Here is a 1,854-nt window from a genome sequence, read left to right on the forward strand (position 1 = left end):
AACGCCTGGCGAAGCTGACGCCCGCGCAGCGCAAGCTGCTGGACATGCGGCGCGCACAACCCTCCGCGGCCTCCCCGGCCGCGGAGCCCGCCCCCATTCCCGCGCGCGGCGCGGGCCCGGCGCCCCTCTCGTTTTCGCAGCGGCGCCTGTGGTTCCTGGACCGCATGGAGCCGGGAAACGCCTTCTACAACCTTCCCAATGCCGTGCGGCTGCACGGCGCGCTGCACCAGGCGGCGCTGGAGCAGGCGCTGGGAGAGATCGTTCGGCGCCACGAGGCGCTACGCACGGTGTTCGGCGAGGCGGACGGCGAGCCGCTGCAGGTGGTCGCCCCCTTCGGCGGGTTCGCGCTGCCGGTGGAGGACCTGTCGGGGCTGCGCGAGGCGGACCGCGAGGCGGCGGCCAGGCGCCGGGTGGCGGAGGAGGCGGCCCGGCCCTTCGACCTTGCCGCGGGCCCGCTCTTCCGTGCGGGGCTGCTGCGGCTGGGTCCTGAGGAGCACCTGCTGCTGGTTTCCATGCACCACATCGTCAGCGACGGGTGGAGCATGGGGGTGCTGCTGCGCGAGCTGTCGGCGCTGTACGCGGCGTACCGCGAAGGACGTGCGTCGCCGCTGCCGGAGCTGGCGGTGCAGTACGCGGACTACGCGGTGTGGCAGCACGCGCAGCTGGATGGCGGGGTGCTGAACCCGCAGCTGGCGTACTGGAAGGAGCGCCTGGCGGGCGCGCCCGAGCTGCTGGAGCTGCCTACCGACCATCCGCGCCCGGCGGTGCAGACGTACCGGGGCGCCACGGTGCCGGTGGAGCTTTCCGCCGAGCTCACGGAGCGGCTGCAGGCGCTGGGGCGCGGCGAGGGCGCCACGCTGTACATGACGCTGATGGCCGCCTTCCAGGTGCTGCTCTCCCGGTACAGCGGGAGCACGGACGTGGTCGTGGGCAGCTCCATCGCGGGGCGCACGCGAAAGGAGGTCGAGGAGCTGATCGGCTTCTTCGTGAACAGCCTGGTGCTGCGCACCGACCTTTCGGGCGACCCCGGCTTCCGCGAGACCCTGCGGCGGGTGCGCGAGGTGACGCTGGGCGCGTTCGCCAACCAGGAGGTGCCGTTCGAGAAGCTGGTGGCCGAGCTGCAGCCGGAACGCTCGTTGAGCCACTCGCCGCTCTTTCAGGTGAACTTCGAGCTGCAGAAGGCGGGCGGGGGCCAGGGAAGCGCGCTGCAGGGGCTGAGCGTGGGCGCGGTCGAGGCGGAGAACCCGAGCGCCCAGTTCGACCTTTCGCTGGAGCTCGTGGCGACCCCCCAGGGGCTGCGCGGCGGGCTGATCTACAGCACCGACCTGTTCGACCGCGGGACGATCGAGCGGATGATCGGCCACCTGGCGCGGGTGCTGGAGCTGGTGGCCGCCGACCCCGACGTGCGCCTTTCGCGCCTGGCGCTCGCCGGGCCGGAGGAGCGCGCCCGCGTCGTCGTGGAGTGGAACCGCACCGAGGCGGAGTATCCGCGCGACGCGAGCATCCACCAGCTCTTTGAAGCGCAGGCCGAACGCACCCCCGACGCGCTGGCCCTGGCCTGGGGCACGGAGGAGCTGACGTACCGGGAGCTGGACGCCCGCGCCAACCGGCTGGCGCACCACCTGGCCGGGCTGGGCGTGGGGCCGGAAAGCCGCGTGGGCCTGCGCCTGGAGCGCAGCGTGGACAACGTGGTCGCCACCCTGGCCATACTCAAGGCCGGCGGCTGCTGCGTTCCCGTCGACACCAGCTACCCGGCCGAGCGGATGGCGCTCATGCTGGCCGACAGCGGCGTCCGCGTCCTGCTGAGCGACGCGGAGGTCGCCGCCCCGGGCCTCCACGTCATCCGTCTGGACC

1 protein-coding gene is annotated in these 1,854 nt (G+C 73.2%); it reads left to right on the forward strand.

The window, feature by feature from the left end; translation table 11 throughout:
- On the forward strand, nucleotides 1-1,854 hold a 1,854-nt coding region (locus VIB55_RS22375), incomplete at both ends, for a condensation domain-containing protein (RefSeq protein ID WP_331878897.1).

Origin of the sequence: Longimicrobium sp., assembly GCF_036554565.1 — a bacterium.
Lineage (GTDB): Bacteria > Gemmatimonadota > Gemmatimonadetes > Longimicrobiales > Longimicrobiaceae > Longimicrobium.